We start from the raw sequence: 25500 nt of genomic DNA, 5'->3' as shown, positions 1-25500 counted from the left end.
AGCCGAAAGCGATGCGCGTAACTCCTACGGAGTGGCTGCGCCAACGTCGGGAAGTCCAGCGGTTAAGCGCATTAGCGACGCACCTCGGTCGGGTTTGGCAACCATGAGAGTGCGATCGGACAAGACAGCGGGGAGCCAAAATAGGGGTTTGTCCGATCCGATCGCACTCGATCCGAACGGGGAAACATGTTTTGGGGTGCCGCTGCTTGGGTTCTTGCCACGATCGGATCGCCCGTTGGAGACAGCCGGGAAATAGCAGCTATGACCTGGCGCGGTTCGGCACTCACAGCGCGGATTGACTAGACTGTCAAGCGTTTGAGCATCCAGTCAAATCTGGCACCGCCAAGAGTAAGGTTGTCCATCATATCGAGATCGAGTTCGTCTTCGTAGTTGGCGGTGAGATCTAAGCTCTGTCCGGGTTCGTAACGGGTGCGTCCGTATCCCAACCGACTAATCAATCCTTGCAATCGACTGGCGAGGAGCATCGATTCTACTCGATAAAAGCGAGCTGCGGCACCAACATCCTGCTGTAATTTGAGCAGCAGTTGTTGTTGGGGGATTCTCAGCAAAATCGAACTTTCTAAGGCTCTGACGGTCGCCGTGGAGATGGGATTGTCTAAAGCGATGGCTTCACCAATAATTTCGCCGCGATTGAGATACAAGATCTCTCGCCCTAAGGATGAGGTATCGGTAGTGTCGGTCTCGCTTTCGAGAGCCGCAAAAATGCTAAACAGCCGATTGGTTTTTTCTTCTTTAATAAATACGGACAGGGTACCTTGAAGGACGATATATAAGTCTTCAATTTGCTCGCCTGCCCTAATCAGGACGCGATCGGCTTCAATTTCTGTCAATCTACCAGCACCGAGCATCCAGTCCACATCGCTATCGCTGAGTTCGCCAAAAATCAACGGCACATCTTGGAGGGGCTGCGCTTGACCCATGTTGGGTCTTAAAAAATACTTTACTAAGCGCGAGAACCTTTCTAATAGCAACATCGCAATCGCACGATAAAATCTCGCCGCAAAACCCACGTCCTCGGCGATTTTAGTTCTAAGTGCGTCGCAGGAAACTGCGAGTAGTGTCGAGTTTTCGGTAGCTCTAATGGTCATTACTGCTGCGGTTAACTCGACAGCCGGGATCTGACCCAAGACATCGCCAGGTGAAAAGCGGACGATTTCTCGTTCGAGATCTACATCTTCTTCAAGTGCGGCAAACGCTCGCCCCAATCTGCCCCCTTGGTTTTGGTTGATACTGCCGACCAGTTCGCCCCGAATTACCAAGTAGAAAAAATTAGGAGATCGAGCCTGTTCGATCGAGATATTCCCTGCCTCAATTTGCTGCGAGCGTCCATTTTGCTTGAGCCATTGAATATCGCTGTTACTTAACTGGTTGAGAAATATATCCATCGTAATTTCATCTTGCTAAATTGAAAAACTCTAACATAATATTTGTCAATGCAAAAAAGGCTCAAACCAGTAAGCCAGAGAGCGTTTTTTTAAGATGTGCTAATTTTAACCCGACCTAGGCCAAACTTACAATACAACTACGAACAATTATTAAGCTGCAATATCTTGAAAGCGCAAAGATAGTGACTTGCGGATTGTGGCTATTTGCTCGACTAAGTTAACTTCGCTTAATGTTTGGAGTCGTCGCAACATTAGTTTAAAACTATGGTCTTCAAATAATTTTGGCACGACTTCCCCATTGCCAACAATCAAGTCATCGCTGGATGAGTTTACCCCAAAAAAAGGAATATCGCCCTGTTCCATGGCGTCTAATTCCGCCTTGAGAATCGGCCAACCCAAAGGTTTGCCGTCGCCGAGCGTAAACGCCCGACTCAATAGCTCCAGGCTAATACTGCGATCGATCCCAGAACGTAGCAATGCTGGGCGATAAGAATTTTGGAGAATCAGCCCGTAAGTAGATGTAGAGCGAAAGACAAACCGAACTGTTTGGTGTGCTAAATCGTAAAGACAACTCTCCGGTGCGAGTAATTCTCGATCGTGTGTCATTAAAAAACGGTACATGCGTTCAAATCCGCTACAGACATCTTCTAAATAGTCAGCCGGAGAGATCGGCGTGCCTTGGAGAGTGGGTGAATTTGCTTCGGAGAAAGCCAGCGTTTCTCGATCGAGATCCATCGCATCGCTGTTGATATGTTTGACGATTAAAATAGATAACTCTTGCTGATGTACTCCGCCGATGCCACTATTATCATATATTTGTCGCTCGGTTTTCTCTTGCCATTGCAAATCGCTGTTAGGCAACATATTCGTCCGCAAAACTGATTCAGCCAACGTATTTTGCTCTGGCGGTAAGGCTAATTTGACTCGGTGGTGTAATAGAGCTTCTAAATCGATTAAGACGGGATGTTCGCCATAGGCTACTAGATTTTGATGGTGACAATCTGTACCCTCCAATACATAAACCAGGCACGTTAACATGCCGATTCTTTGGTAAAAGTGACTGGCATTTGCTGCGGTTTGACAATCGGTACAGGCGACATACTCTACCCACCCATACTGCTGACAGTTGAGGATGTTGAGGACTTTGAGAGACAAGGGCGGTAGATGGGAATTGTGCCACTCTAATAAGCGATAGAAAGCAACATCTAAATTGAGACTCTTGGGCTTATAAACCAGTTGCATTCCAGTCTCAAAGGTCAGAGAAATTACAAATCGACCGCGATGATGGGAGTCTGACAACCCAGTCCCGAGATCGACAACTTGCCCTAACGGTCGCTCTGCGGCAAACACTCGCTCGATCTCCGCTTTGTCTCTAGCTAGTCTGTGGATAAATTCGGCATTCGCCTCTACCCAAAAATCGATCGCCTGGGCGATCGCGCGGCCTAAAACGCTATATTCTCGAAAAAAGGTCGCCAAGCCATCTGCAAATAGCTTGGAAATAAAGGCTTGGTACTTGTCTTGTCGATCGTGTCCGCGCAGCTTGATTAGCATAAAATCTTGCAGCGCATTGCCTGAAGACCGAAATTTCGTAAATTCGTCTAGCAGCGTCCAAGTCGCAATTGAATTGAGACGGCGTAACAGACTGCGGTCTAAAGCCGAGCGTGCGGACTCAGCTAGTAATTGCCAGTCCTCTGTACTGACTAAATCATTCAGCTTGAGCTGGGCGACTCGCACGCAGGGCAGGTAAAAGTGCTCGAAGGCAATCGGATCTGCCGGATCTAGGTAAGACTGGGGCGCAAATAGTTGGGCTGGCGTCGTCGTGGTGGCTATTTGCAGCACTCGATCGAGGGTCTGTGCCCACTCAGGTAGCGGTGCGTCACAACGAGGGGTAGCTCCCAAGCAAGGGGCAATTGTGGGCAGATCCCAGCCAGCCCAAGCCAACCGCTGCTCGAATTTATGGCGATCCCCTTTTGCCACGGCTTGAGACCACGATGTTAGCCGCCGTTGGATCTGTTCTTCATCCAGTGGCGACTGGGGTAACACCTGGCAATTGTCGAGATGTTCGGAGAGCGTAGCCGCATTACTGACAATTGAGGCGATGAGATCGGGATTGTGTGACTGCATGTGACGATCGCTCCTAAATTTGATACAAAAGTCCGCCTCTAATTAAGCGACGAATTAAGACGATTTTGCCCTCATCGGTGAGATTATCGGGGAGATCGCCCACGCTAAAGCTAGATTCGGCATCGGTAATAAATGTCAATGCTGCTTGGAGATGACTTTCGCCCTTAATGGTGTTGCCTGGAAACTGGATGCTGATGAACCGATCTTGGCGGACTAACCGACAAACCATCCCTTTGCGTTTCGCCACGATCGTCTCTAGAGTGACTTTATCTAAATTATCGACTTGACTTAAATGACCGTCGGGAACTGGTGTCATTTGACGAATGAAGGTTTCGAGCGTAATGTCGATGGCGGCGTCAAAGTTGGCCTCTTGACAGAACTTTTCAGTCAGTGACTGAAATTGCGCCTTGAGGTCGGCTCTAATTTCCGATCGCTGTAGATAGCCCAAGGGTAAGGCTTGGCGAAATTCGGCACGTTGACAGCTCACTTGAGTTAGTGCCTGAATTAACAGATCGAACCACTGAGTGGCATACAAACCGATAGTTAGATGCAGGGACGAAGCCGAGTCTGCGGTAGCCGCGTGATGAATGAAACCGCGCGGAATATATAATAAGTCCCCAGCTTTTAAATAAATGCTATATAAAGGTTCGGCAAGTTTGCCCTCGGGAATAATCGGTTGATCGCTGTGGAGCAACGGTACGGGTTGAGGAGCTTCATGTACGAACCACTGCTTGGCACCTTCGATTTGGAGGACGAATACATCGTGGGTATCGTAGTGGGGCATCAAGCCCTTGGATTGTTTGGGTGAGGCGTAGCAGTTAGCAATGACGGTATGATTGAAAGCTAGTTGCAGATTGCGACACAAAATGGTCAGCGGCAACCACAATTGATGTAGCCCATTCACGACTAAAGTGTTACCTTCATCGTAAAGTTTATACAATTGATTGAGATTGAGCTGTCCATCTTGCTTGATATATTTATCGGGAAAAACTTCTTGTTGGTTTTTAATAACTCTCAGTTGGGGTGGTTTGGGAGTTGAGAAGAACAACACAGAATCCAAAGCCTGCTTGGAGAATAGTTCTTGATAATAAGTAGGATGCTCTCTAGCAATAAGTAATGGCTTTTGCTCCCAGTAATCGGTAATAAAGGTATCTAAAGAAATTGGCGAAATTATTTTTTCAAAATCAAAGTCTTCTACTAACATGGTTGAAACAACCTATTTATTGTTTGACTAATTCGTTGGCATCGGCTTGCTGGTGACGCGCCTTTTGAGACTTGAGCAGAATATTGCCAACGGCAATCATCGGATTGTCATCCTCATCGGCTGGCAATGATGCTTGGTGCGGATCTACTAATTTGGATAACTCTCGATCGAGATGTTTGCCAGCGATAAAAACTGAAGGAAATCTTAATTCCAAAGGATCTTTGGGTACGGAATTTTCAGCAGCAACAATACCGTGACGCGCGACTGCATAAATTTTATGGAAGGTGCGATACTCACCACTACAGACTAAATAGTCCCAATCGCGCTGTTTTTCCATTAAGGCATACAAACAAGATGCACTAATACTCGTAAACAGATTAGCCAGCGGATTGCGTCCTTTAACGGCAGTAATATTGGGTTGAGAAAAATCGATCGACCAGATTTGAGTGCGATCGGGAAAAATTACTTCTAATTGATAAATTACCTGCCAATGACGATGTTCTAGAAATACCGAATTTTGATAAGTGGTAATAAACTGTGGTAGTTCTACTTCTATTTGTCGCTCGATCTGCTCTGTCAGAAATGGCAGGGGATGATTTTCAACATTAGTGTCGATTAGAGGTACGCCGATTTTGGTAGGTATAAAATCCAAACATGCTCGATCGTCAACAATGGTTCTGGCAAACTCGCAGTTGTCGCGATCTAGTTGCAGATTGTCGCGATCGATCGTCAGTGTATCGCCCGGATCGAAGGTTAAAATATTATCCGCAATCTCCGGAAATGCCAGCTTGAGATCGTGACAAAATCGCTCTCTGGTAGTCGGGAAAACCACTTGATTTTGCCAAGCTGATTCGTTGATATATTTAAAGCCTTGCGCCCCTGGCACGACGGCTTTGGCTCCGACTAAACCAATTAAATAAAATAAATAACTATAGAGCGAAAAAGGAAAAGAAATATTATGATTGTATTGATATTTTCCTTCGAGGCTGATATGCCAAGGCGTTAATAATAGGTCGATTTGAGGATATTCAGCGCGAATCCGTTGAATTGTTTGGGGGGCAAATAAGGTGTCTACCGCATTCCAAAACACCCCGCTGTCGTCGGCAAAAATCATTCCATACTCTGGTACGGGAATTTCCGATCGGGTGGGAATCATTTTAGTCGAGCCGACTTTAATTTTCTGAAAATCGCGGACGGGATAAATTCGTGAATAGCCGAGTTGGCGCAGACATTTTTCGATCGCTCGATCTTGGGGAATCAGCACATCGACTTTTTTATTAGGTAGCGATGCTAGTGTCGGTAGATCGAAATGATCGAGGTGTTGATGCGAAATTATGAGGAAATCAAATTCGGGGATTTTTTCGGCAAATACTTCGCGTTGGGGACATGTCGCGTTGAGACCATCGCAAAAAGTATCACCAAAGACCGGATCCATTAAGACTCGACAATCTTGAGTTTCTACAAACAAAGAAGCATGACCGATAAGTTGAATTTTCATCTCTGTGCTCGTTTAGTTATAGCGATAAACAACTTTGCCAAATCGATCTTTGGCATGATAGGTGCGATTGAAAAAATCGTAAAGGCGATCGTCACTCCAAACTGAGTCGATCGCAACGGGGAATTTACCAGTCACATAATCTTCGATCGCATTAGCTAAATCGGAAGTTTGACCGACACAATTACCAATGATTTGAATATTTTTGAGCATGACGATGGTCATGATGTCTTTGAGAGCCAATCCGCGATACTCGAATGCCGTACCCAAAAATTGATGGTAGAGACCGCAAGTGACATAACGACCGCCATCGACTAAGGTTTGAATAGTTTTGCCAAGATGGAGATCGAAGAATGGATCGATAATACAGTCAAAACCATCGATTTCGTGTTTGATGACACGGGCTACTTCTGGTGGGATTAATTTATCGGCGTTGAGATCGACTTCAATTACTTGCTTTACACCTAGATCGTAAAACTTCTGAGCGAAATCGATCGAAGTAGTGGTAACGTAAACATTGACGTTATGTTGCTTCAGAGCTGCGATCGCAAACAAAGAAGTATTCGATTTACCCGCAGTGACTAAAATATTATCGCCTGGTTTAATATTCAGTTTGCGAATCATACTGTAAGTAGTCTGCGCGCCGATACTAAATACAGCAGCAATTTCATCGGGCATTTGCGGCGGTATTTTTAGTAACTTAACCGGGTGAAAAATTTGGTATTCTTTGGAAGCATGATTGGTCGGTACCCCAGGGGCTATTCCGGCTACCCCGGAATCTGGATATTGATTATTGCCAATGACGCGATCGCCAATATTTAAATCAGTAACTTCGGCACCCACGGCGACAACTTCGGCGACAAATTCCGACCCGATCGTATAATAGCGATCGGGCTGTAATTTGGCAGATGCTGTCAACATCAATCCTTTATCGCGATAGTTACAAGAAAAGGCGAGTTTTTTGACTAAGACTCGATCGCGATGCTCTAAAGATTGCGGATCGAAGTCCAGATCTGGTGTGGCTAGCAAACCAGCCACCAACGGGATTCCATCTAATTCGATCTTGGCAGTTGCGAGCGTTTTGACCAGCGGATCGAGATGGTCGCCACAAATAGCTAAACTTCTCATGCGTACACTCCCTGTAGATAATAAGGTAGGGCAAATTTAGCGATATATTCACAATGCTGGGTGCATTGGTAGCGGGGATGAATAGCTTGAAGATCGGACTGCTGCCAATCTAAATCGTATGCTGCCGGATTACAGTTTGCCGCTAGGGCTAAAGCGGCGACTGCCGTAGAGATCTTTCCATGGGTGTCGAGATACAGCGAAATGCTATGATATTCGCCCTCCACTTTTTTGATTTGTTGTTGTTGCCCGTCGCTGGCGACCTTATGGGCGAATAACAATCCCAAGATATTTTTCATCGGGATGTTGGCATCGAGGCGCAAGCTCGAGTAGAACGGCGTTGCGGTGGGGAACTTGCCTTCGCTATCGATAAAATCTAACAACCGCAATTGCGCACTGCGGAGGGTGCGACCGTTACACCCCAACCGTGCCAGACATAGAATCGCCAAAGCCGTCGAAAAAGCCAGATCGTAAGTACCAAAAGAGTAATCGGCATTCATGCTCGCGAGCATCTCGGTTAAGAGTTGTTGTCGCAAAGATGCTGCCGCCGGATCGAGTTCGATGGCTTGGGCGAGAGCATAATCGACTAAATAAGGATTGGCAAAATATAAACCACTACGTTGGGCAAAACCAGCCTCTAAATAAGCCAAACTCGTCGTCGTTGGCAATCCAGCTCGTTGTTGCAATCCTCTCACCAGACAGGTCGTCGCATAATCAGTTTGACACCAGTGACGACAACTTGCGTCTAACAGCATTTTGCCTGCTTCTTCTCGCTCCGACCAGAGTTGAGGATAGTAACCACCGCGTCCGTCAGCAAATATTTCTAACGCTTGGACTGCGGCTGGATCTGTAAAGCCTTGTAATACTAAAGCAGAATCGGTAGCCGTAATCAAACGTCCTGTCTGAAACGCCCAGAGTCCGTCTTGACTGTTATCTGCCAAAAATTGACTCAAGTTTTGACGTGCGTCAGCGATATTATCTGCTGCGTCCTCCTCGGCAGTTGCTACATTCAACGCCTGGAGCGCAAATCCCAGTGGGACTAAATTACCATAGCTAAAAGATGGTGCGGGTGCGGGTGGCTGACAAGTCATCGCCAGATCGGAATCCTGACAAGCTGCGGTTGCAAGTTGAGCTACCGCCTGGTAAGCCCGATTTTTGGCAAATTTAATCCGCACTGCCGCAGCTTTGAGCAAACCTTCTTCTAATAGGGAGTCGATATTGCCATGTTGGAGAAAAAAGAGGTTGCAATGTCCAGTGCGACTGAAATGGGACAAAATGCCTGCATGGATGTGAACTGGTAGGCGATTGCGGAAGCGCGCGATGTAATAGTTGTCTTGAGTTTCGCCGCCTAGAAACTTCACGCCTACGGCTTGCAGCAACTCGTAATGCTTTTGAGTGGGTTCTCGATCGAAAATCGCTCGTGCGGCTCCATAGCCATCGGCATCGATTTTGACGTGGAGTAACACGGGAGCAAAGGGAGATTGTTCTCCCAATCCAAAACAGTGGGACTCATCGACCTCAAACAGAGCCAGTTGCGATTCAAAGCGATCTGCGAGCGAAGATTTAATCATTTTGGGCGACCAACCCTTACCCGAATTAGGTTCGCTCAACCACTGCCGAGTTCCAGAGGCTAAAAATCTGCCGTGGCTGGTCAAAATGGCATGAGAGTAGGGATCTAAGTCGATATCTTCAGGCAAATGATACATCCCTCTGACGATCGCATCGTCGGTTAATTGCCGCACCGCAGACAGATCGAACAACACCATCCATTCCAAAAACTTCGGCAATCCGTTTAAAATTTCTGATACTAACATTGTTTTTAAGATATGTTTGAATTAAACTTAATTCGATTTTTTACGCCACACCCAGCCGTTCATCGTAAAGCGACTGTCGGCAAAAGCTTGAGAGGGGCAATTAATTTTTAAAACTTCGTGCATGTAAGCACTCGGAAAAAAAACAATGCTGTTATTACGCGGTTCGATCGTTTGGAACGAATCTGCATAATGAATTTGCGTATTGAGATTTGTTTCATAGATTCGTAATTCCCCACCGCTAAAAGCTTTTGGCTCCTGATAGAAGTAATAAACGTAGGTAAGAATCCGATCGCTACTTTCGGTCGTGCCACTATCATTATGAACTCGGTAATAATCGCCATCGTTGTGAGCGGTAAGCTGTGTCTCTAACCGCTCGATCGGAAAATCGGGCAATCCTAATTTAGAAAATATATCCGGTAAAATGGCGGCAATTTTTCGATTGAGTATTTTTTCAAACTCTGGAAATGACTCTAAGATCGAAGAGCGGCGATGGATTGCTAATGCTGTATTGTCGATCCCGATTTCGCTCGGCATGAATTGTGCCTGTGAATCTCGGACGAATTTTAGCAAGCGATCGTGTACTTCTGGCTCGATAAAGTTATCGATTTGGACGCTGGAATTAGTAAATTTGCGCCAGCGATCGACAAACGCTGAATCGATCGATCGATAGCCCATCGCCAGATAAGCTTTGGCCAATTGCGGTCGATCGTCTTGATAAACAATTTTGATATGATGTATTTTACGGAAGAAAACCGCTTCGGCATTATTATTTTCTAGCGTTCGAGCCGCTCGCGACAGATAACTCGGCCAATCATTAGGTGCGGCACTTTCGCGCAAAAAGCCAGGATAAGCTAGCAAACCCGCTCGCTTTTGCGGCAGACATAAGTTATTACGCTCTAAATAATCCAGAAATATCTGCCATCGCGGTTCTAATTTAGGTTGCTTGCTAAAATAACATTCAAACCCAATTTTCGGTAAGACTCGATCGCTAATATCAATATCTAAGTCGATGCGTTCGACAAAATCTGCAATTTCTCGCACGAATTCTTGCAAGATCTCCACAGAACCAGGCCAACCAATTTTTTGCAAATATTCACCAATTTGGGCTGGCGCAATGTCACGGATGCAAACTCTGACTGCATCTTTAATATTTCTCGCCAACATCAGCCCGATCTGAAATACATAAGCTTCGGGAGGCAAACAATCGAAACACTCAAACAGTTTGGCTTCTACTCGCTCTGGCAATCGATCGTTGAGGAGATGTTTTAAAGCAGATTCGCTCACCCAGCAATAAGCAGGCGTCGCTGGATTGGCATAGGGCGATGTCGCCGCATAAATCGGTTCGGAGCCAAAAAAACAACTAGGAACTGGTAACTGCTGTGCGTCACCATCTAGATCGAATTCTAGCCAGACATTATGAATTTTTTGATAAAGGATCGAATTCTCATCCTGCCATTCTCGACCAAATTGAGTGACTTGCTGCCAGACCGGATCGGATAATAAAGCTGTGGGAAATCGATCTTTATCTGCTAAGATCTCCCGACCAGTTCCGGCTGTATCTTCCGCACAAATTAAGAAATCACTCTGCGCTGTGGCAATTCCTAGAGGACACTCAAATCCAAAGAAAGAAGTAATTTTATTCGGTAAAAATTCAGCTACATTGTTGATTTTATCCCAAGTTTGTTCTGAAATGAGTGATGGTGAGGTATGCGGTCGAACGAGTTTGATATAATCTGTTAAAAAAGAGTGGCTCATAGCTATTTCCTAATATTTCTTAGCCGCAGACTTAATTTCAAATTCGGGAATATTTTTGAGCCGATCTTCGCTAAGATGATATTGTTCGCAGATCAGGCTGATGCGGCTCGACGAGCAATGGACGGGATTGACTGAATGTAATAACTGCCCGACAAAATAAACTAATTTATTGGTTTGCGGGACGATCGTGCCAATGAGCCGCTGTTCTGTTCTGAGAATCAGTTCGCCACCGATCGTATCTTCCGGTACCTGTACGTACAGCACGCTGACGATTTTGGGAATCGTCAGTACCATGTCATAACTAGAAATACTACAGTCTACATGAGGTTCGACGCCCATACCTTCGTCGAGCAGCAACGGGTTGAGATAAAAGGCATTACAAGCAGACTTCAGAGCTTTGTCTAGATAGGGTGCAAAGCCGGGAAAGTGTTCCTTAACGCGATCGATTCCCGAGCGAGTAAAAATCACCGAAAACCCCCGACTGCCCTGAAAATTGGTACTCAACTGACTGGCGGCTAAGTAAGGAGAGGTGGTAATGGTCTGGGCAAGGTGTTGTAATTCGGCAGCGGACAAACAATCAAAACGTTGGGCATAGCCACGCGGCTGCGGAACGTGACTGGGCGCGGTTGATAACCGATCGGCAGATTGAATATTCATGGCAGGTTCGGTGAGAGAATTGACATTGCGGACGATCGCGCGTTCGATCGAAGTTTGCAGATCTCGATCGAGGAAAGCGGTGCTATCCCGAATCAGTTCTAGCGCGCAGTCTGGTAATGTAAAAATTTCCATCAGGCTGGCTAGTTTGAGAATCCGAGTCTGATGCCACGGCTGGCAATCGCTCGAATTCGATCGATCGATTTCGGCAACGCCATCTCGCAAATAGAGAGCCTGTCCCCACAACACCTGACCGATGTCGGTGTTGCCAAATTTTGACATCGGACGAGGGAGCGCGCGACGAGCATGGCGATAGATCTCCAAATCGAACAATTGAAACCCCATCGCTTGCAAAAATCGATCGATGTCGCTAAAAGTCGGTTGCTGGCGCATCGAGCTATGGAACAGCACCTCTAAACTCAGCCCCAGGACGCTGTTTTGCAAAATATTCCGCGCACCCTGCAAAATATCTAGCTCGCTGCCTTCGGTATCTAATTTGAGGAAGTCAATTGTGGAAATTTGGTAATCTCTAACAAATTCATCGAGACTGACTGTTTCGACTTCTAGTGTTTGCGTGACAGTGAGTTCTTGGGCATACTCTGGTGGAAACCGCTCGATAAAGTGCAGATCTGCTGGGTAAAAGCTCGAACCACCGGGATGGCGACAGATCGAAAACAGTCGCCGCTCTCTTTGCTTGCCTAATGCCAGAGGATAAATTCGATCGGTTGCCGATGAGAGCGAATCCTGGAGCCGAGCGAACTCGATGGGATCTGGTTCAAAGCCGATCGAACATGCCTGCGAACTAAACACTTGCCATTGGGGTTCAAATCCCCCTCTGGCACCCACATCGCAAATAACGATCGGGTCATTCTCAAACACACCTAACTCTTCGACCAGATATCGAGTCATCGTCGGGTTAGTGTTAATGCGTGTATGTCCCATAAATCTAAACTTTTTGAGTCACAGCTTAGAATGTCATTAAGCAAATATTGGCTGACAATTTGAGTCCTTACTGTTACAAAGGTAACCGTCGCCAATGTGCCAAGGAATGACCTCGGTCGCGCAGTTTAGCCGCTGGAGTTCGGCTTGGGTGGCTTGAATGAGCCGTTCGTCATCACTGGTATAACTGCCTAATGCCGCCCAACTGTGAGCGTAGGGCAAACAAGCTTTGGCTTTTACGACAGCACAAAGTTCGGCTACTCCCTGTGGCCCCAAGGTAGAAATATAGCCACCTTCTTGCTGATTAGTTACCGAAAATATTTGCGGATTGCTGAGTAAATTAGCAACAATATCTATACCCCAACTCGATAAATTTGTACCGATCGAGTTATAAGATAAGGGTTGAAAATTACTGATGATACTATCGATACTGCCAAATTTTTGTTTGACATATTCGGCTACTTCGACCATCGAATGCTCTGGTTCGTTACCAGCATCTATTAAAAACCAAGAAGTATAGTCTTCGGTCTTTAATAGATAAGTATTCCCCCAGTTTCTCAATTCGGGATATTTAGGGCGATCGTATTCTGGAACTAGAGGTTGTTCGCCGTAAAACGGCAATACGTGAATATCGATGTCGCCTACTCTAATCGGCTCTGCATACCAATCAACAGCAATAACATTCTCAAATCCCAAGCTTATCAAACGAGCGGCCATATCTTCGCAAGTCATCGTTCCGTGGGGCACTTTAGGCACGATGATGGGGATATCAGCAGGAAACATCATCAGCGTTGGATAATGCCAATGGTCGTAATGACTGTGGGAAATCACAATCGCATCGACCAAACCTTCAAGTTTGGTGCGAGTAATATCTGACGGGAGCGTAGGCAGCCCATAATTAGAGTGGAGATGAGGATCTACCAAAACTCCGGTAGTTTTGCTGCGATACAGTAACGATGCGTGCTGGAGCCGCACGACTCCCGGTACTGAGAGATCGCCGATGTTTTGGAGATCGTGAGGTTGCTCCCGCACGATCCGATATTTTAGCCATCGATCTAATAAATCGACAGTTCGATCGCTGACTTGTTGACAAATTTGCTGGTACGACAAATTTGACTGCCCGCAGAGATAAAAGAGCTGTTTAATCTGGGGTAAAAGTGTTGTGTCTTGAAGTTTTTCAAAGCCTTTCTGACCTAAAAAACTAGGTATTTTCGCATTTTCAAAAAACAAACCTGCCAGCGGATTTTCTGGAGGGATCAAAAATTGTTTTTTTAAAGAGAAGCTCTCTGATACTCGGCTTGGCTCGATATCAAAAAAGAGATCTGCTATTTTTTTATGTTTGTTTTTGGCGTGAAGGATCGCCTTTTCAAAATCGGTCGAACCGCTTAAATAATTAAAAATTTCTTGAATAAAAGGCTGAATCGCCGAACACAGTCGATCGCTAGCGTTGACTGTATATAGTTGGGCACCTGCCGCAAAAGCAATTTTATTATCCATCTAAACCTCTATTTTGCATAGCTAGATATAGTCGCCTGCCAAATTTAGCAGGCGACACGATCGGCTAATTGTCTACCACTTAATTTTGGGATATATGGCCTTACCGATAGCTACTGTCGAAGTAATGACAGTGGTCAACCAAATTTCACCACCACCAGCCACTGCTTCTAACTCGTCATCGCTCAATTCACCACTGCCTTGGCGTTGTTTGAATTGGTCTTGGCGGTTTTTAATTTCTGCCCACAGTTCTTCTGAAGAGAAATCAAAGCCATATTTTTTGCCTAGTTCCGTAGCACCTTGTCGATCGGCACCATCGGCTCCGGTATTAGCGGCTGACTCAATAATTTGAGCTAGCTCTTCTTGCAGTTGTTCGTCTGTTTCTACTCTTTTTAAAAACTGAGTAACGGATTGAGTACTCATTGACAATCTCCATTTAATGTTGATGAAATGAACTATATTCAGCATAATTGTTCTCAATTATTTAATAGCTAAATATAGTCTCCTAGCTTCCATTCAAATCTCAACTTTGTACTAGCTAGATATAGTCTCCTACTGAATTCAGTAGGAGACACGAATAGCTAAAGACTAAATTTTATTACCACTTAATTTTGGGAATTACAGCGGTGGCAATAGCTGCTGTTGCCGTAAACACGGTGGTGATCCAAATTTCACCGCCACCAGCCACTGCTTCTAGCTCCTCATCACTCAATTCACCACTGCCTTGACGCTGCTTGAATTGGTCTTGGCGGTTTTTGATTTCTGCCCAAAGTTCTTCGGAGGAAAAATCAAAGCCATATTTTTTCCCTAATTCAGTAGCACCTTGTCGATCGGCACCATCAGTCGCGCTATTGGCTGCTGACTCAATAATTTGAGCTAACTCTTCTTGCAATTGTTCGTCTGTTTCTACTCTTTCTAAAAACTGAGTAACGGATTGAGCACTCATGAGCAATCTCCCTTTAATAAGACTATCAAAATTAACTATCTATATATTAGATACCGTTGCTGACAAAGTAAATACATAAAAACTCAGTTTTGTTCAGTACTTGTTCAGTATTTGAGGGTTGATTTCTAAAGTAAATCTTAAGACACCAATCGATCGAGTTACAAGAAGTTATAGATCGTCTTGCTGACGAAGATCGCTAAGGCTATTCTTTAGGCAGGAACAGTGGAAAATGTGGTAAAAGCTACATTTTCCACTGCTTTATGGAGAACTTTCTAGATATAGCAGAAGGCACAACAGCTAAACTAGACTAAATTGTCTTACCACTTAATTTTGGGAATTACAGCAGTAGCAATAGCTGTAGTAGCCGTAAATATGGTGGTGATCCAAATTTCACCGCCACCAGCTACTGCTTCCAACTCTTCATCGCTCAATTCGCCACTGCCTTGACGCTCTTTAAATTGGTCTTGGCGGTTTTTGATTTCTGCCCAAAGTTCTTCGGAGGAAAAATCAAAGCCATATTTTTTCCCTAATTCAGTAGCACCTTGTCGATCGGCACCATCGGTCGCGCTATTGGCGGCTGACTCAATAATTTGAGCTAACTCTTCTTGCAATTGTTCGTCTGTTTCTACTCTTTCTAAAAACTGAGTAACGGATTGAGCACTCATGAGCAATCTCCCTTGAAAAGGTTATCAAAATGAACTACATCTAGAGTAGATACGATCGATTAAAAAGTAAATACATAAAAATTCAGTTTTGTTCAGTATTTGTTCAGTAGTTGAGAGTTGATTTCTAAAGTAAACATTAAGCCACCAATCGCTCTACTTACTACAAAAATGTGGCCTCCTACCAGATCTAGCAGGAGGCTCAACAGTTAAACTAGACTAAATTGTCTTACCACTTAATTTTGCCAATTAGAGCACCAATCGTAGAAGCTATAGTAGCAATCCAAATTTCACCACCACCAGCTACTGCTTCTAACTCGTCATCGCTCAATTCGCCACTGCCTTGACGATCCTTGACTTGGTCTTGGCGTTTGTTAATTTCCGCCCACAGTTCTTCGGAGGAAAAATCAAAGCCATATTTTTGCCCCAACTCAGTAGCACCTTGTCGGTCGGCACCTTCTGTTGCGGTACTGGCGGCTGTCTCAATAACTTGAGCTAACTCTTCTTGCAATTGTTCGTCTGCTTCTACTCTTTCTAAAAACTTACCGACTGATTCAGCACTCATTAGCAATCTCCCTATTCAAAGGTTATCAAAATTAACTGTCTACACCTTAGATACGATCGATTGAAAAGTAAATACATAAAAATTCAGTTTTCTTCAGTAGTTGAGGGCTAATTTATAAAGTAAATATTAAGCTGCCAATCGATCGATCGACTACAAATCATAGCTTTTCTCATCGCAGAAAACCACTGAGACTGGATCGTATAGATTTTAATGTTTGATAGACAAAGCAGAAATCACTGCTGTTTCAATTAGAGATACTCCTCGCTCTGATGCTAATTCTTCGAGTCTGAGAGTAGTCAACGCGATTAAAATTGCGATTTGCGATCGCCTAGTTCTGGCTGAATGGCTGAATTTTCGATCGAACCGTTCGAGATTGTCAGCAGCAGCTTTGACTAATCTTTGCAGAACTATAAACGCTCCGGGTGAAAGCGGCGGATCGCCTCGATAATTTTCCAATCTTCCCCCCGCACGATAGGCAGGAAAGGCTTCTAAACCCACAAACCGTAAAAACCAATCTGCCCGATATTCCCCATTGGCCGCCACAATTCCCCGATAATCGGCAATAATTTCATCGAGAATATTATTGCGCATCGAGCCAAACCAGCGGCGCGTGATGTAATGAGTGGATTCGTGTTCGCGGCGAATTTTGCCAGACAGTTCGATCCATTCTGCTTCCCCAATTCCCAATTCACTAGCCGCAACATTGCTATAGACTCCCCGACTGAGCAAAATAAACCGATCCTGATACAGTTCTGGACGCTTAATCACCGATTGAAACTCAACCGCCCAATCTTGCCGCTCGGATTGATGTCTGCCTTCCTCAACCCATTGTTGCTGGTATAGGCGCACTCGATGCCAGTTATTATAGCCACTGACAATGCAAGCACCCATGGAGTCGGGAATGGGTTCGGGTTCGTTACGTCTAGTCAACGCCTGGACTAAGCTAACAAAATCAGCACGGTTGTTAGCAATCAAAACTGGAATATCACCCGCAAGGGTTTGATGAAGATCGAGTTGGAGCCGTTCGGGTTCGAGCAGAGTCAATCCTACCGCCGTCGGCATCGCGGTAGTCGATTCACCTTTGCGAGTGGCGGCGCGATACTCTGCTGTCGTACTTATCCCTGCCAGAATCGGAAATTGGAGCTGCACCAAATGCGGTTTTAGGGCGGCATAAGCCCCAATGCTAGCCGCTGCCCGGACATATTCTGCCCATGTCGCTAAATAGAGTTCGGGCTGCGGCTCGTCCTGATGGGCGAGGAGACTGGGATCGAAGATATTTTGATTGTAAGTCAACAATTCCAGCGTTTCTGACTCGCTAGCTCCATAAGCTCCCAAAGTCTCTGTGCAAAACTGCAAACAACTCATGGCTAATGACGATTGATAGTGGTACCAAATGGATGAGCTTACCTCTCTTTTAAAATTCCTGGCAGCCACAATCCGATTAGGATTGCCAGACAAATAACAACGATGCCAACACTGTAGTTGACTGATTCACCCATATTAAAGCTTTGTTGCAGGAGATAGAGTCTTTGAGAAAATAACATATATATTTTTAACTGAGATCGTGTTTATTGCGCATTTTTTCAGCACGTTCTTGTAACTTTTGAAAAGAATCGAGACTCATAATCTCAGCCAGTTCGTTTTCTTTACGTTCTTGGTCGATCTGAATTTGCAATTCCATTACTTGTTGTTTGAGCTTCTGTTCTCGTTTGTGAAACTCGCCAGACATATGAATGACTACGGCGGCTTGGTTGGCCAAAGCACTCAAAAACTCTAGATCTTCGTGAGTATAGCTGACAGAAAAGGATGAATTGTGAACGTATAATACACCCATCACTTCTATGTAGTTTTTGAATGGAACGCACATGCAATTTTGAATTACTTGCCGCACGATTGAGACGGAATCATTAAATCTAGCATCGTCTTTAGCGTCTTGGGTGACGATCGCATCGCCACTTTGATAGGCAAGCTCGACAATTTTGCGACTGTAAGAGTGCGGCAGATCGGGAATTTCGGCCTTTGACTTGGAGGCTTTTAATTCGAGTTGCTGCGAATCTGGATCGACTAACAAAATTACCGCTCGATCGATGTTCATAATTTGGAACAATAAATCGAGAATTTTGTGCAGTAGCTTGTCGGGTTCGTCTGGCGACCAGAGTTGTTTGCTAACTTCTAACAGAATCTTGAGCTTATTGACTGTATTTTGCTCGCGACTTTCGATCGGCGCCGCAGCACCTTCGCTCTGTGCAGCATTTTTAGCAATTTTTTTATTCACCAACTCCGCGAGTGGTTCGGAATGTTGATGGAGGGGGATTTGTTTGAGATTGTCGGTCGCCAATTCGCGATTGTGACCGATCGGCTGAGGAGCAGATGAAGTCAGTTGGCTGACGAATTTGAACTCAAAGGTATCGCAGCGTACCAGATCGCCGTCGTGAATTTGGTAGTCATCGATTTCGAGTTGGACTCGATTGACAAAAGTGTGATTGATACTTTGACAATCTTTAATTGTCGTACCAGTGGGGGTAACATTAATCTCTGCGTGGTGACGAGAGACGGTTGCACCTAGCAAGACAATGGTATTGTCAATTTCGCGACCGATCGTGTTAATTCCTGGCTTGAGTTCGTAAACTCGCCGATCTGGCGTATCAGGGGCGTAGATTAAATAAGGCACGTTTGTAGATTAGATCTGCTATGGCTATTAATTAAATCGTAGCTGTTTTGCCGATAATTTCGCTGGCCATTGCTTGAAGAGTTTGACTGATGGGATGGTTGTTGTATTTAATTGCAAATACTCCCTGGCTGGCCAACCTCAACATATCGGGTGAATCTGGTAAAATACCCGCCACTGGGACATTGTAATTAGCTTCGACTGTCTTGCGGATTTGCGCGAAATTGTACTCTGGTAGCACCTTATTCACGATCAAAAATAGATTGGGGACTTTCAGCCGCCGCGCTACGTCTACAGTCACTGCGGTGCCCTGAAAATCTTGGCGATCGGGACGCAGAATCAACAGTACCGTATCGGATACGGTCAAAGATAATAAGGTTTCCTCATTGAGTCCAGGATGCGTATCGATAAATAGATAATCTAGTTTTAAATCTTTGATGAGCTGTTGAAAGCCATCGAATAATAATTCGGCGTCGAATCCTTCTCTTAACACCCGCGAAATATCGTTGACTTTGATACTGGACGGGACTAAATAGATTTTGCTATTGGGCGTGCCCTGACCTTGGAGCACGGCACTGACATCATAAGCGGCATCGGTAATTTTGCACTTCTTCCACAAAAAATCATTCAGCGTGCGCTCTTGCTGTTTATCTACCAGTCCAAACAGAATATGAATGCCAGGAGAAGGAAGATCGGTATCGATAATCCCCACGCGGTTGCCCGCGCGAGCTACTAAGGTGGCAAGATTGGCTGTCGTATTCGATTTGCCAGTGCCACCCCGATAAGAATGAATCGAAATAATTTTGGCCATTCCCGATCTATTGTACTAATAAAGTAACAAAAATAAAGAACCTGGACTGCGAGAGAGCTACTTCAATGAGTAGTATAAAAATGGATTTTTCCTACTCACCGCATCCTGAGCCAGCAGGGCAGGAGTTGCTTTTTTTTAATACGCTTTAACTGAATTATATATTATTTTATTTTGAAAGAATAGATACTATTTAAAATTGTTGCTACATTGTAACAAATCTACCTAAAAATGTTTTAATTGTGGAATACTGCGATCTAAAAGTGTATAGATCCTGAAGCCTCTGCCGTTAGCAGATTCAGCAACGCGAAAACTTAGTTGCTGACAAAAGTGCTGTGCTATAAAGCCGCAGATACCACCAAGCGGGGTGGCTGCTCGGTTAAATTCCTCTCAAAATTTCGATCGAATTTAATGCTCGGATTCATCGCTATTCACTATTAGCAGAGCCGATCGCCGCTGTTCGATCGCAGATAAATTTGGATAGATGTATATTTTATAACAGATTGTCAAATGTAGGCTGAGGAGATCGAGTCTTGTCCTTTTTCAGACCCCATTCCCCACTCCTCAATTTTCTTTCCGAGCATCTATTATGTATCTCATATCACCGAGACCTGTTGTATTATGGACACCCAACAAGCTTTAGCTGTTGTAGACGCTTTGGTGTTTACAAAAAAAGGTAAGTATCTGAGCGACGTGCAAAGGCTCTTGCTGGATTCGTCTTTATCAGATCCGCGTCTGCGCTACGATGATATCGCCAAAACCCACGGTTATTCGCTCAATTATCTCAAGCAAGATGTGGGTCCGAAATTATGGCAGATGCTGTCGGAAGTGTGTGGTGAAAAAGTGAGTAAAACTAATTTTCGAGCGGCTTTGGAGCGACAATGCGATCGCGTAAATCTGCAATCGATCGCCGTAGTATCGCCGATCGCTGCTACCGATAAACTAGTAGAAACGCCAGCAGCATCGACTCAGACAATAGTGAAGGCATCGCCAATCGTCCGCCCAAACCCGATCGTGGAGCCACACAGATACCGAGATTGGAGCGATGCACCCGACGTGTCCATTTTCTACAATCGGATTGAGGAATTGGCAACCTTAGAACGATGGATCGTCAGCGATAGCTGTCGATTGGTGGTGTTATTAGGCATGGGGGGAATTGGCAAAACTCATTTGAGCATCAAGTTAGCCGAACGAATCGATCGCCATTTTCAATATTCGATCTGGCGATCGCTACTACCCGCACCACCTTTATCAGAACTGGTACTCGATTTGCTCAGATCTTTGACTCAAGGAACGAACGATACTTTACCCATCAGACTAGAAGAGCAAATTTCGCTACTGATTAATATTTTCAAACAAACTCGATGTCTATTAATTTTAGATAATGCCGATACACTTTTAAGAAGTGGTACGATTGCCGGACAATATCAAGAAGATTACGAAAATTACCGGACATTTTTTCAACGAGTCGGCGAATGTAACCATCAGAGTTGCTTGCTGCTAACCACCCGCGAACAGCCGCAAGAAATCGCTTTAATGCAGGGTGATGTATTGCCCGTGCGCTCTATGAGATTAGCTGGCTTAACTTTTCAAGCCGGACAGCAGCTACTACAGTTGCGAGGCTGCTTTCTAGAATCAGAATCATCTTTACAAGCGACGATCGACAACTATGGCGGCAATCCCCTAGCTCTGAAAATTGTTTCAGCGATCGCCGCAGATTTATATAATGGCAATATTTCCGAATTTATTAAAAGCAAATCATTAATTTGTCGAGAGATTAGTGACATTTTAGACCAGCAATTTAATCGATTGCGAGACTCTGAAAAAACATTCTTGTACTGGTTGGCATTAGAACAACGATCGCTTGAGAAGAGTGAATTTTGTTTAGGAAGCTATCCAGGAAACTCAACTAGCAAAACAATTGAAACTATTCAATCACTGTTGCATCGTTCTTTATTAGAAAAGAAGAATAACAAATTCTTTTTACAGCCTGTAGTTAGAGAATATTTGCAAAATAAGACGATCGAGCAAATTATTGAAGAGATAGAGCATGAGAGCATTTTGCTTTTAAATTTATATCCTTTGCTAAAATCTAAAGCCAAAGAATATCTCAAGCAAATTCAAATTAAACTAATTATCAAACCATTATTAGCACGACTGCTAACTAGATATAAAAGTGCTGATAAAATTTATCTTAAATTTCAAAAAATTCTGGTGAGTTTGCGAGAACATCAAACCTTAGAGCCAGGGTATGCGGCTGGAAATATTATCAATCTCTTATGTCAGCTTCAAGTCGAGATCGCTGGCGCAGACTTTTCCTATCTAATTGTCCGCTCTGGCTGTCTCCAAAAAACTAATCTCCAAAATGTCAACTTTGCTCATGCAGATCTAACCGAATCGGTATTTGCTAAGCAATTAACTAGCATTTTAGCCCTAGCGTATAGTCCCAACGGCAAATTACTAGCCACAGGAGATGTGAATGGGCAAATTTATCTGTGGGACATTGCCACAGGCGAGCCGATCCTCTGTTGTACGGGACATGCAGGCTGGGTACATGGCCTCGCGTTCAGTCACGATGGCAAAATGCTCGCTAGTGCTAGCAGCGACCTGACGGTGAAATTATGGGATACATTCGATGGGAGTTGTTTGCGAACCTTCACCGGACACCATCAACGAGTCCGAGCGATCGCCTTTAGTCCCGATAGCCAATCGATCGCCAGCGGCAGCAGCGACGCCACAATTCGACTGTGGGATACTCGCAGTGGTAAATGTCTAAAAATTTTGTCAGGACATCAAAGCTATATCTGGTCGGTGGCTTTCTCCCCGGATGGCACTACTATCGCCAGCGGGAGTGAAGATAAGAGCGTAAGACTGTGGAATCTAGCCACGGGTGAATGTCGGCAGATATTTGCCGAACATCAACTGTGGGTGCGGACGATCGCCTGGAGTCCCGATGGTAAGCTCATCGCTAGTGGCAGTGGCGATCGCACGGTCAAAGTTTGGGAGATCGAAACGGGTAAATGTGTGAGTACCTTGACCGGACATACTCAAAGAGTGCGCTCGATCGCCTTTAGTCCTGATGGTAAACTACTAGCTAGCGGTAGCGGCGATCGCACGGTCAGACTGTGGAGTGTCACCGACGGACAATGCCTCAAAACGCTCCACGGTCACAATAGCCTCTTAACCTCAGTCGCTTTTAGTCCCGATGGCACAAATCTAGCCACTGGCGGCGAAGATCGCTCCGTGCGCTTGTGGGAAGTCAGCACGGGTAGCTGCATCGATATTTGGCAAGGTTATGGTAGCTGGATTCAATCGATCGCCTTTAGTCCCGACGGCAAAACGCTCGCCAATGGTAGCGAAGATAAAACCATCCGCCTCTGGCAGCTTGCAGACGCACGAACTTCGGCAACTTCGCGTAATTCCCTGACCTTAACCGGACATCAAGGTTGGGTATGTTCGGTGGCATTTAGCCCAGATGGTAAATATCTAGCCAGTGGCAGTAGCGATTATACGATCAAATTATGGGATGTCGGGACGGGTCAATGTCTCAAAACCTTGCAGGGACATACCCGTTGGGTTGGTGCCGTGGCATTTAGTCCATCGGGACTCACCCTCGCAAGCTGTGGCGGCGACTGTACGATCGTCTTGTGGGATATCATTACCGGAAACTGCATCCAAGTTCTGGAGGGACACACGGGGTGGTTGTGGTCTGTCCAGTTTAGCCCTGACGGTCGCCTGCTAGCTAGTGCTTCTGAAGACAAAACCATTAAATTGTGGGATTTGCAGAGCGGTAAATGCACCCACACCTTAAGCGGACATACTAGCTGGGTGCAAGGAATTTCGTTTAGTCCTGATGGCAAGCTGTTAGCTAGTGCCAGTTGCGATTGTACGATTCGGTTGTGGGATGTGGCGACGGGAGAATGTGTGAATAGCTTGCAGGGACACACGAGCTGGGTGCAATCAGTCGCATTTAGCCCCGATAGCAAAATCTTAGCTAGCGGTAGTTGCGATCGGACTGTGAAACTGTGGAACCCCAATACGGGCAAATGTCAACAAACAATTCCCGCTCATCAGAGTTGGGTGTGGTCGGTGGTATTTAGTCCCAATGGCAAAATAGTCGCTAGCGGCGGTCAAGATGAAACCATTCAACTATGGGATCTCAAACTCGGCAAATGTATCGAGCGATTGCGAACCAAGCGACCTTATGAAGGGATGTGTATCACTGGTGCCAAAGGTTTGACGGCCATGCAGCGAGAAGCTTTGAAGTTTTTAGGTGCGGTAGAGTAGTTAACACCCCAGTCCGCGTGCAGTAGCTAGATATACGGCAAATGTACCTACCCAATGACTGCTGGCATAGCAATTGCTCGTGACGTCAAGCGAGCCATGTTGACGATGTAGATCTGCGATCGTATGTAGCGGAGCGAGTCGAGGATCGTCAACGGGTAAGTGAGAACTAATTCCCGCTAACATCCAAGCACGGCTGAGGTTAAGGCCGCGAAAGTGAGCTTGGTAGTAGTCATTCGGATTCTCGACCTGCAAGGGTTGCAAGCACTGGCTCGCTTCTGCTGTGTGGAACTGGGGCAGAAAATTACTCAGCCAATTAGCAAAATCTATCGGCGCGAGCAGTCGTCGCATTAAGTCTGCTTCCGCCAGACCAGGAGAGATAAAATCATAAGCTAGTGGCTCGATCTGTAAGGGATAATTACAGTCATGGAGATAAAATTGACGTGCTTTGGTGGCGATCGCATCAGCAAAATTTCGATCGGATCGACTCCGTGCCCAATCGAGGACTAGTCCGAGCGCAAATGCAGTCTGAGAGTGAGTGCCAGTGCGATCGGGAGATACCAATTTTTGCAGCCAGAGCTGAAAATTAGTCGCAACTACCGTCTCTAAAGGTGCTAATGTCACCAACCAGGCTTTGGCTTGAGGATCGTCCCACTCCCGCAATTCCATCGCCAGTTGTAACAACCAGGCAAAACCATACGGGCACTCAAAAAAGGGACGTTTTTGCAAATGAGCGATTTCGCCCTGAATTTTAGCTGGAGTGAGACTGCAATCGAGTGCGGCTCTGGCACTATCGGCAAATGCTGCGCTAGGAAAACAACGACACAGCCGTACCAGTAACCAATGACCGTGGACGGCAGAGTGCCAATCCAGACAGCCATAAAATGCAGGCGTCACTTCCCGTGGTGGCTTAATATCCTCATCGCTATCGAACCAACAAAGCTGACTGTGGGGATATTCTCGATCGATACAATCGAGTACCAGCTTCACGAAACTGGTAGCGAACCGGACATCCATATTACTGCTGTTTGGTTGCATCATCGATGTTATGACTCGATCGTAAACTAGCTCGCTACCATACCCACATGTCCAGCGACAATTTGTAACAATCCTACTGAAGAAACTGCCCACACCCGCGTAAATCGAAAATTTCCCTCCATTTGAGTGCCTTGATAACTGCTCGACATGTACATTCTGACAGAAACGATCGAAAACCCATCGTTGAGTTGAATCTGCCGTTCTGAAGGCATTATCGACTGAATCGCGATCGCACCCGATCGGTGCATGTCGAGGTCTTGTTCTTTACTCACTAGTTGACCTAGATAGCCAGTAAAAATTAGCTCTGGTGCAATGAGTGCGTCTAGCTCGGCCAAATCAGATTTTAACATCGCTTGTCGCAGACGTTCTTCTATTTCAATGATTTGTAATTCGGTATGTTTACTCATCACGATTTATTTGAGTTTAATTTCTATAGCTACTATGAGTGTTTGTTGGATATTTCCAAATATTTACTCAATGGGAACCCAAAACAATCCTAATAAGTCTTGACAATTAGGC

Annotated in this window: 21 protein-coding genes; 1 reads left to right on the top strand and 20 read right to left on the bottom strand. The window is 45.3% G+C overall.

Annotation, left to right across the window (positions count from 1 at the left end):
- Window positions 1–71: 71 nt before the first annotated feature.
- From CHA6605_RS34370 to CHA6605_RS19785, 18 genes are all read right to left on the bottom strand, one after another.
- Window positions 72–287: a hypothetical protein gene (locus CHA6605_RS34370; RefSeq protein ID WP_157260043.1), complete on the bottom strand. Its 216-nt coding sequence runs from the start codon at window positions 285–287 to the stop codon at window positions 72–74.
- 12 nt (window positions 288–299) lie between these two features.
- Window positions 300–1406: a cyclic nucleotide-binding domain-containing protein gene (locus CHA6605_RS19860; RefSeq protein WP_015161181.1), complete on the bottom strand. Its 1107-nt coding sequence runs from the start codon at window positions 1404–1406 to the stop codon at window positions 300–302.
- A 150-nt stretch (window positions 1407–1556) separates the two neighbouring features.
- Entirely contained in the window at window positions 1557–3530 is a 1974-nt protein-coding gene (gene lanM / locus CHA6605_RS19855) for a type 2 lanthipeptide synthetase LanM (protein WP_015161180.1), read from the bottom strand.
- A 13-nt stretch (window positions 3531–3543) separates the two neighbouring features.
- Window positions 3544–4734, bottom strand: coding sequence for a cupin domain-containing protein (locus tag CHA6605_RS19850; protein ID WP_015161179.1), 1191 nt, complete (start codon window positions 4732–4734; stop codon window positions 3544–3546).
- Window positions 4735–4750: 16 nt separating this feature from the next.
- The gene (locus tag CHA6605_RS19845; protein ID WP_015161178.1) at window positions 4751–6232 is read right to left on the bottom strand and encodes an MBL fold metallo-hydrolase; all 1482 of its coding nucleotides are present in this window, start codon (window positions 6230–6232) and stop codon (window positions 4751–4753) included.
- Window positions 6233–6244: 12 nt separating this feature from the next.
- The gene (locus CHA6605_RS19840; protein WP_015161177.1) at window positions 6245–7357 is read right to left on the bottom strand and encodes a quinone oxidoreductase family protein; all 1113 of its coding nucleotides are present in this window, start codon (window positions 7355–7357) and stop codon (window positions 6245–6247) included.
- Window positions 7354–9168 (bottom strand): hypothetical protein, encoded by a 1815-nt coding sequence (locus CHA6605_RS19835; RefSeq protein WP_015161176.1) that lies wholly within the window; start codon window positions 9166–9168, stop codon window positions 7354–7356. The genes CHA6605_RS19840 and CHA6605_RS19835 overlap by 4 nt, the downstream gene beginning before the upstream one ends.
- A gap of 27 nt (window positions 9169–9195) precedes the next feature.
- A complete protein-coding gene (locus CHA6605_RS31850) occupies window positions 9196–10923 on the bottom strand; it encodes a 2OG-Fe(II) oxygenase (RefSeq protein ID WP_015161175.1) in 1728 nt (575 codons plus the stop codon).
- A gap of 9 nt (window positions 10924–10932) precedes the next feature.
- Window positions 10933–12486, bottom strand: coding sequence for an FkbM family methyltransferase (locus CHA6605_RS33085; RefSeq protein ID WP_198288378.1), 1554 nt, complete (start codon window positions 12484–12486; stop codon window positions 10933–10935).
- A 69-nt stretch (window positions 12487–12555) separates the two neighbouring features.
- Complete coding sequence (locus tag CHA6605_RS19820; protein WP_015161173.1) at window positions 12556–14013, bottom strand: MBL fold metallo-hydrolase; 1458 nt, start codon at window positions 14011–14013, stop codon at window positions 12556–12558.
- A 72-nt stretch (window positions 14014–14085) separates the two neighbouring features.
- Window positions 14086–14433, bottom strand: coding sequence for a Nif11-like leader peptide family natural product precursor (locus tag CHA6605_RS19815; protein ID WP_015161172.1), 348 nt, complete (start codon window positions 14431–14433; stop codon window positions 14086–14088).
- A gap of 175 nt (window positions 14434–14608) precedes the next feature.
- Window positions 14609–14956: a Nif11-like leader peptide family natural product precursor gene (locus CHA6605_RS19810; RefSeq protein WP_015161171.1), complete on the bottom strand. Its 348-nt coding sequence runs from the start codon at window positions 14954–14956 to the stop codon at window positions 14609–14611.
- Window positions 14957–15273: 317 nt separating this feature from the next.
- Complete coding sequence (locus tag CHA6605_RS19805) at window positions 15274–15621, bottom strand: Nif11-like leader peptide family natural product precursor (RefSeq protein WP_015161170.1); 348 nt, start codon at window positions 15619–15621, stop codon at window positions 15274–15276.
- A gap of 226 nt (window positions 15622–15847) precedes the next feature.
- Window positions 15848–16183 (bottom strand): Nif11-like leader peptide family natural product precursor, encoded by a 336-nt coding sequence (locus CHA6605_RS19800; RefSeq protein ID WP_015161169.1) that lies wholly within the window; start codon window positions 16181–16183, stop codon window positions 15848–15850.
- Window positions 16184–16390: 207 nt separating this feature from the next.
- Entirely contained in the window at window positions 16391–17548 is a 1158-nt protein-coding gene (locus CHA6605_RS19795) for a DUF7005 family protein (protein WP_015161168.1), read from the bottom strand.
- Between the two features lie 38 nt (window positions 17549–17586).
- Window positions 17587–17727, bottom strand: a complete 141-nt coding sequence (locus CHA6605_RS35165) for a hypothetical protein (RefSeq protein WP_015161167.1) — start codon at window positions 17725–17727, stop codon at window positions 17587–17589.
- A gap of 8 nt (window positions 17728–17735) precedes the next feature.
- Entirely contained in the window at window positions 17736–18854 is a 1119-nt protein-coding gene (locus CHA6605_RS19790; RefSeq protein WP_041548310.1) for a GAF domain-containing protein, read from the bottom strand.
- Between the two features lie 31 nt (window positions 18855–18885).
- Window positions 18886–19662, bottom strand: a complete 777-nt coding sequence (locus CHA6605_RS19785; protein WP_015161166.1) for a MinD/ParA family ATP-binding protein — start codon at window positions 19660–19662, stop codon at window positions 18886–18888.
- A 618-nt stretch (window positions 19663–20280) separates the two neighbouring features.
- Here CHA6605_RS19785 and CHA6605_RS19780 point away from each other — a divergent pair.
- Window positions 20281–23946 (top strand): WD40 domain-containing protein, encoded by a 3666-nt coding sequence (locus CHA6605_RS19780; protein ID WP_015161165.1) that lies wholly within the window; start codon window positions 20281–20283, stop codon window positions 23944–23946.
- Here the strand turns inward: CHA6605_RS19780 and CHA6605_RS19775 are convergent, their stop codons facing one another.
- Together CHA6605_RS19775 and CHA6605_RS19770 are read right to left on the bottom strand one after the other, a co-directional pair.
- Window positions 23947–24981 (bottom strand): DUF2891 domain-containing protein, encoded by a 1035-nt coding sequence (locus CHA6605_RS19775; RefSeq protein ID WP_041549706.1) that lies wholly within the window; start codon window positions 24979–24981, stop codon window positions 23947–23949.
- A gap of 26 nt (window positions 24982–25007) precedes the next feature.
- Complete coding sequence (locus CHA6605_RS19770) at window positions 25008–25388, bottom strand: nuclear transport factor 2 family protein (RefSeq protein ID WP_015161163.1); 381 nt, start codon at window positions 25386–25388, stop codon at window positions 25008–25010.
- Between the last annotated feature and the right edge of the window lie 112 nt (window positions 25389–25500).

The organism is Chamaesiphon minutus PCC 6605 (assembly GCF_000317145.1).
GTDB classification, from domain to species: domain Bacteria; phylum Cyanobacteriota; class Cyanobacteriia; order Cyanobacteriales; family Chamaesiphonaceae; genus Chamaesiphon; species Chamaesiphon minutus.
This window is presented reverse-complemented; position numbering and strand designations above follow the sequence as displayed.